This is a genomic window from Nocardioides dubius (assembly GCF_039528155.1).
GTDB classification, from domain to species: domain Bacteria; phylum Actinomycetota; class Actinomycetes; order Propionibacteriales; family Nocardioidaceae; genus Nocardioides; species Nocardioides dubius.
Genome location: NZ_BAAALG010000007.1, coordinates 140,500 through 146,617 on the forward strand (window position 1 = coordinate 140,500; position 6,118 = coordinate 146,617).

Annotated in this window: 6 protein-coding genes; 4 read left to right on the forward strand and 2 right to left on the reverse strand. The window is 70.7% G+C overall.

From position 1 onward, the window contains the following. The first annotated feature begins 174 nt into the window (after positions 1–174). The 4 genes from ABD151_RS09420 to lepB all read left to right on the forward strand — a co-directional run bounded on the left by ABD151_RS09420 (position 175) and on the right by lepB (position 4,246). Entirely contained in the window at positions 175–933 is a 759-nt protein-coding gene (locus tag ABD151_RS09420) for a hypothetical protein (RefSeq protein ID WP_343993625.1), read from the forward strand. Positions 934–943: 10 nt separating this feature from the next. Further along, positions 944–2,941: a copper amine oxidase gene (locus ABD151_RS09425; RefSeq protein WP_343993626.1), complete on the forward strand. Its 1,998-nt coding sequence runs from the start codon at positions 944–946 to the stop codon at positions 2,939–2,941. A 100-nt stretch (positions 2,942–3,041) separates the two neighbouring features. Then, the gene (locus ABD151_RS09430; protein WP_343993628.1) at positions 3,042–3,719 is read left to right on the forward strand and encodes a DUF305 domain-containing protein; all 678 of its coding nucleotides are present in this window, start codon (positions 3,042–3,044) and stop codon (positions 3,717–3,719) included. Continuing rightward, positions 3,716–4,246, forward strand: coding sequence for a signal peptidase I (gene lepB, locus ABD151_RS09435; protein ID WP_343993630.1), 531 nt, complete (start codon positions 3,716–3,718; stop codon positions 4,244–4,246). Before ABD151_RS09430 ends, lepB begins: the two co-directional genes overlap by 4 nt. Here the strand turns inward: lepB and ABD151_RS09440 are convergent. Together ABD151_RS09440 and ABD151_RS09445 are read right to left on the reverse strand one after the other, a co-directional pair. After that, positions 4,192–4,545 carry a helix-turn-helix domain-containing protein gene (locus ABD151_RS09440; protein WP_343993632.1) on the reverse strand — a complete coding sequence of 118 codons (354 nt, stop codon included), beginning with the start codon at positions 4,543–4,545 and terminating at the stop codon, positions 4,192–4,194. The genes lepB and ABD151_RS09440 overlap by 55 nt on opposite strands. Beyond that, positions 4,538–5,983 (reverse strand): APC family permease, encoded by a 1,446-nt coding sequence (locus ABD151_RS09445; RefSeq protein ID WP_343993634.1) that lies wholly within the window; start codon positions 5,981–5,983, stop codon positions 4,538–4,540. Before ABD151_RS09445 ends, ABD151_RS09440 begins: the two co-directional genes overlap by 8 nt. Between the last annotated feature and the right edge of the window lie 135 nt (positions 5,984–6,118).

Here is a 6,118-nt window from a genome sequence, read left to right on the forward strand (position 1 = left end):
TCAGTCTCAATTGAGATCTCCGACCATTTACCGCTCCCGAAATCTAGGAACGCCGGCGAAACGCGACAGAAACTCCGACTACTCCGCGCGCGCATAGCGTCGCCGTCAGCCTTCAGAGAAAGGCTCGACCTGCGGCTTGCACGAAGGTCGCGACCCTGAGAACAAGGAGTGCATGTGAATGCATTGATGAATGCGCCGGGATCGGCGCGCAAACTCCTGGTGATCCCGGCGCTGGGACTGGCCGCAGCAGCGGTGCTCGTGTCGACGACCTGGGGACAGCAGTCCGCCAGCGGCGCCGACGAGGACAAGTCCAGCTCCGAGTTCACCGTGCTCGGCGACGGCGAGCTGCCCACCGCCAAGCCGGCCCTCGGCGAGCCGCGCGCGCCGCTGTCGGCCAAGGAGACGGGCTACGCGATCCACGTCGCCTCGACCGACGCGAGCATTCCGGCCACCGCCACCGACGTGCGCGGCGGTGCCGGGCCGGAGTTCCTCTTCGCGGACCTGCCCGACGACGTCGACTCCACCAAGCGGCTCGCCGTGGTGCACCTGTACGACTACACCGCCAACGTCGGCTACCAGCAGGTGGTCGACCTGAGCGCCGGCCGGGTGACCAGCTCGGTCAGCGGCAAGAAGGTGCAGGCACCGACCTCGGCCGACGAGGCCGACGTCGCGATGGAGCTGGCGATCGCCGCCGGCGGCAAGTTGGCCTTCGCCCAGGAGTTCGAGCAGGTCCAGGGCGTGCCGTTGGTCTCCACCGACCAGGTCGAGTACGTCAGCGGCACCTTCGTCTACGACGGCTCCACGGTCGGCGGCAAGGAGTGCGGCGCCGACCGCTGCGCCCAGCTGATGGTGCAGACCGGCAGCGGCGCCTACCTCGGCACCTGGGACTTCGTGGTCAACCTGACCGACCAATCCATCGTCGAGATCGGCTGAGGAGCGCGTTGTGAACAAGCAGAAGACGACACGTCGCCTCGCGACCCTGGCTGCCACCAGCGTCCTCGGCGGCAGCCTGGTCGCGATCGGCGCCCTGGCCACCGCCAGCCCGGCAGCGGCCGCGGACGCCCCGCTCAACTGTGCCGACAGCACGGTGGAGAAGAAGCTCGCCAACGGTGCCTCCTGGCGGATGTGCGCACGGATCCACCCGATCAAGGGCCTGATCCTGGAGAAGGTCGAGTACAAGCCGCCGACGGACCGCGAGTACTCGGGCTACAAGCGGGTGCTGGACCAGATCGGGATGGCCCAGCTCAACGTGCCCTACAACACCGGACACGTGCAGTACAACGACATCACCTCCTACGGCTTCGGCAAGCAGTACCTGATCGAGCAGACCGAGAACACCTGTCAGGGCGAGACCCACGACGTGCCGCAGTCCTTCACCTACCGCAACGAGCTGGTGGAGCGCACGATCAAGGGCATCTGCACCGACGAGGTGAGCACCGGCCTGGCCACCCACGCGCAGGAGAACCAGCTCGGCGGCGGCGTGCTCTACGCCGACCAGGGCAGCGCGCTGGAGGTCAGCTCGATCGCGAAGATCTCCTGGTACGAGTACCAGCAGAACATCAAGTTCGACGACCACGGACAGATCGAGGTCGGGCTCGGCGCCACCGGCGACATCGCCCCCGGCGCCCCGGGCTCGAACTTCTTCACCACCGACCCGAAGACGGGCTGGCCGCTGGGTGGCGCGAAGACCACCGAGGGCGGCGACACCTACGCCTCCTCGCACTGGCACAACGCGATCTGGAAGGTCGACTTCGGCATCGACCAGGGTGAGCGCCAGCTGGTCGAGCAGTGGGACTTCTCCAGCCCCGGCGAGGGCACCCGGGCGCCGATCGTGCACGGCGAGCCGACCATGCACACCAAGGCGTTCAGCGCGGTTCCGGGCACCGACACCGACGAGCTCTCCTGGTTCCGGGTGTTGAACCCGAACTCGAAGAACCCCGACGGCCACGCCCGCTCCTACGAGATCGTGAACCCGAACTACAACAACAAGCTGATCCCGGTCTTCCAGCCGACGGTCACCTTCACCAACGCCCGGGCGTGTGAGGAGTACGCCTCGGCGAACCTCAACGCGGGCTGCCCGAACGAGTCGATCCTGGACTACGTGGCGAAGGACCAGAACCACGACCTGACCGACCCGGTCGCCTGGGTCAACGTCGGCTTCCACCACACCGACAAGGACGAGGACCAGTCGCCGATGCCGATCCACTGGCAGAAGTTCCAGCTGGTGCCGCGCGACTTCTTCGCCCAGAAGCCCACCATCACCGACGCACGGGCCTGCGTGAACGGTGCCACCGGCGGCGCGGTCAACACCGTCACCCGTCCGTGCATCGCCACCAACACCGAGCTGCCGGTGGTCACCGCGGACGCCGAGACCCCGGTCGTCGGCACCACCCTGAGCGCCACCCCCGGCCTCTGGAACGAGTCCCGAACCACCTGGAACTACCAGTACCTGTGGTTCCGTGACGGCGAGCCGATCCTGGTCGCCGACGGCGAGGGCAACGAGACCGGCGCGATGGGCACCAGCTACACCCTGACCGCCGCCGACCTGGGCAAGAAGATCACCGTCAAGGTCACCGCCTCGCAGACCGGCTATCCGTCCGGCACGGCGGAGTCCGCGGCGATCACCGTGCCCGGCGGCCCGGTCACCCAGCCCGAGCCCGGCCCGGTGGCCAGCAAGATCAAGGTCAGCGCCGGCACCCTCAAGGCCGGCAAGAAGGGCACGATCACGGCCACCGTCACCGCGCCCGGCACCACCCCGACCGGCAAGGTCACCGCTCGCAAGGGCAGCACCACCCTGGGCAGCGCCACCCTCAGCGGCGGCAAGGCCAAGATCACCCTGAAGGCCCTGAAGAAGAAGGGCTCGCACAAGGTCACCGTGACCTACGGCGGCTCGTCGAAGGTGAAGGCGTCCAGCGTCACCATCACCCTCAAGGTCAAGTAACGCTCGGTGTGACCGCAGCGCTCGGCTCCGCCATGAGTTCGCGCGCTGCGGTCACATTGAGTTCCTTGCATCTGTCGCTGTTTGCCGAAAGGGTCTCGCCATGCGCCTGTCCGTCCTCCTCGTCACGCTGACCGCCGTCGCCGCCCTCGCCGGGTGCGGAGCCGACGAGCCGGAGGCTCCCGAGACGGTCACCCTCGGCGGAACCCAGGCCTCGGTGCCCACCGACGCCGTGCAGCGGCCCTGGGGCATGGCCTCGCGCCCGCCCGCCCTGCAGAAGGCACAGACCCCCAACGCCGCCGACGTCGCCTTCGTCCGCGACATGATCCCGCACCATGAGCAGGCGATCCGGATGTCGGCGCTGCTGCTGGCACACGAGGGTCTCGACGAGCGGGTCCGCGCCTCGGCGAGCTACATCTCCTCCGACCAGCGCCTGGAGATCCGCACGATGAGGAGCTGGCTCAAGGCCTGGCGTGACGACCTTCCGCCGGCCGACCCGGACCACGACCACTCCACGATGCCCGGCATGCTCGCCCCGGCGGCGGTGGAGCGGCTCGCCGACCTCGACCCGGCCGAGGCGCAGGTGGAGTTCCTGGTCCTCATGCAGCGCCATCACCGCGGCGCGGTGACCATGTCCCAGGACTACCTCGCCGACGCGGTGAACACCTACACGCTGGAGACCGCCCGCCACGTGATCCGCGAGCAGCAGCTGGAGAACGCCTACTTCACCCAGGTCGTCGACGACCTCTGCGGCTCCGGCGACCTGGCGACCTGTCCATGAGGCGACGCTGGATCGCCGTCGCGGCACTGCTCGTCTCGGTGCCGGTGACCGCGACCGCAACCGGCTGGCGGCTCGTCGAGATCACCTCCGACTCGATGTCACCGGGCCTGCGTACCGGTGACCGGGTGATCACCGCGCCGCTGCGCGAGGGCCCCGCGCGCGGCGACGTCGTCGTCTTCACCCCGCCCGAGGCCTGGCGCAGCGCGTACTCGCGGTGGCAGCAGGGACGCACCGCCCCCGAGCGGATGGTCAAGCGGGTGGTCGCGATCGGCGGGGACGACGTGGAGTGCTGCGCGGCCGACGGCAGGCTGGTCGTCAACGGCGAAGCGCTCACCGAGCCGTACCTGGCCGAGGAGCCGGGCCGCGGCAACACGCCGACCTACCGGATCACGGTGCCGGCCGGCCGGCTCTGGCTGCTCGGCGACAACCGCGACGACTCCTTCGACTCCAGCATCGTGCGGGCGTTGACCGGTCAGGGCGCGGTGACCCAGGACGCCGTCACCGGCAGGGTGCTCGGCACCGACTGACCGGCCTCGCTGCCCCGCGCGGGCGCAGGCTCCTCGGGCGGCGCCGACTGCGCTGCGGCGGCCAGCGCCCGGACCCGCCGGCCGAGGATGAAGCCGGTCAGGTCGGGGGTGCGCACCAGGTACTCGTGCGCGACCAGGTGCTTGATGATCCGGTAGATGGTGGCCTTGGACATCGGCAGCTCGGCCAGCAGCTGGCGAGCGGTCGTGCCGGGGCCGAGCTCGGCCACCTTCTCCAGCACCGCGAAGGCGTTGTCGACCGCCGCCGGCTGGCGGGCCAGGAACCCGTCGGGCTCAGACATGCAGCCCCTCCTGGCCCGGCAGCAGCACGTCGTCGCGCAGCGTCTCGTCGTGGGCACCGATCCGGTCGGCGAGCCCGCTCACCCGGCCGCGCAGGACCAGCCACCAGGCCAACCCGGCGCCCACCACCGCGGCCCAGATGCCGAGCAGCCATCCGCGCCCGGCCATCGCGTCGTGCCAGACCACCACCCCGGTCAGCCCCAGCACGCCGAGCGCGGCAGCGACCGCGCCGCAGACCGACCGCGCACGGAGCTCGTCGATGCGGAGCAGGAACGGCACCACCGCCGCCGCGGTCACGGCGTAGGCCACGCAGAGTGCGAGCGTCGCGGTCTCCAGCAGGTGCCCGGTCACCCAGCCGAGCCGGTGGCCGGTCGCCACCGTGATCGCCACCGGCGCCAGCACTAGCGGCACGACGGCCAGCGTGGCGATGTGCGGCACCTTGGCCCGCGGGTGCACCGCGCCCAGCCGGCGCCAGGCGATCGCCTCGCGCCCGAAGGCGAAGAGCAGCCGACTCAGCGCCGTCCAGGCACAGAGTGCGAGCACCGCCAGGGAGAGCGCGAGGCCGAGCAGGATCAGCCCGTCCAGCGGTGAGTGCTCCTCACCGGGGCGCAGCCAGCGGATCCGGCCGGCGCCGTGGCCACCGGCCGGCCCGCTGTTCAACGCGACCGAGACCGCGAAGAGCAGCCCGGTCAGCGCCAGCGCGCAGTGCATCGATCGGGGCACGGTGGCGAACGGGCGCGCCGACTCCACGGCCAGGCCGACCGCGCTCTCGAAGCCCACGGTGATCGTCATGATCAGCGCGGCCCCCAGCGCGATCCTCATCGGCGAGGCGCCGGCCAGCGCGAAGTCGCTCCACGACGGCAGTCCCCACCGCGCCGCCGTCACCGCCAGCACCACCACCAGGCAGACCAGCGCCAGCGACTCCGCGATCAGCGCGAACCGGGTCGACCAGCGCACCCCGCGCGCGATCACCACCAGGCAGGCGGCGATCACCGCACCGACGGCGCCGAACTCGAGGCCGGGTCCGGCCTGCTCGCCGGAGACCGCCTCCCAGCCACCGCTGATCCGCCGGGCGGCAGCGGTGATCCCGAAGGCGGTGAGCACGGCGTAGCCGAAGATCAACGATGAGGCGACCACCATCGCGGGTCCTACGCCCAGGCCTCGTGCGGTCCAGGCGGCCAGCGATCCGGGCGCGCGCATCCGTCGCGCGAACTGGCCGAAGGCACCGGCCAGCAGGTGCGCCAGCCCGAAGCCGAGCAGCACGCTGAGCCAGGCGCCGGGGCCGACCACGTCCGGGAGCACGAAGGCGAGCCCGAGCGCGCTCACCGAGGGGGCCATCACCGAGACGGAGTGCGCCACCAGGTCGCGCTCGGTGACCACCCGGCGCTCCAGGCCTGCGAACCGGGAGACCTCTCGAAGCCGCGGGGCATCGCGCTGCATCCACCACCCCCTGCTATGAGCGTCGCCGCTGTCCTGTTCGTGTGCTACGAGGCTAGGGACTGCGGGGACACCGGGCGTGAAGCCCGTGTGACATCGAGGTTTCGGCATCCGCGACCCAGCCGGCGTGTCCCCGGA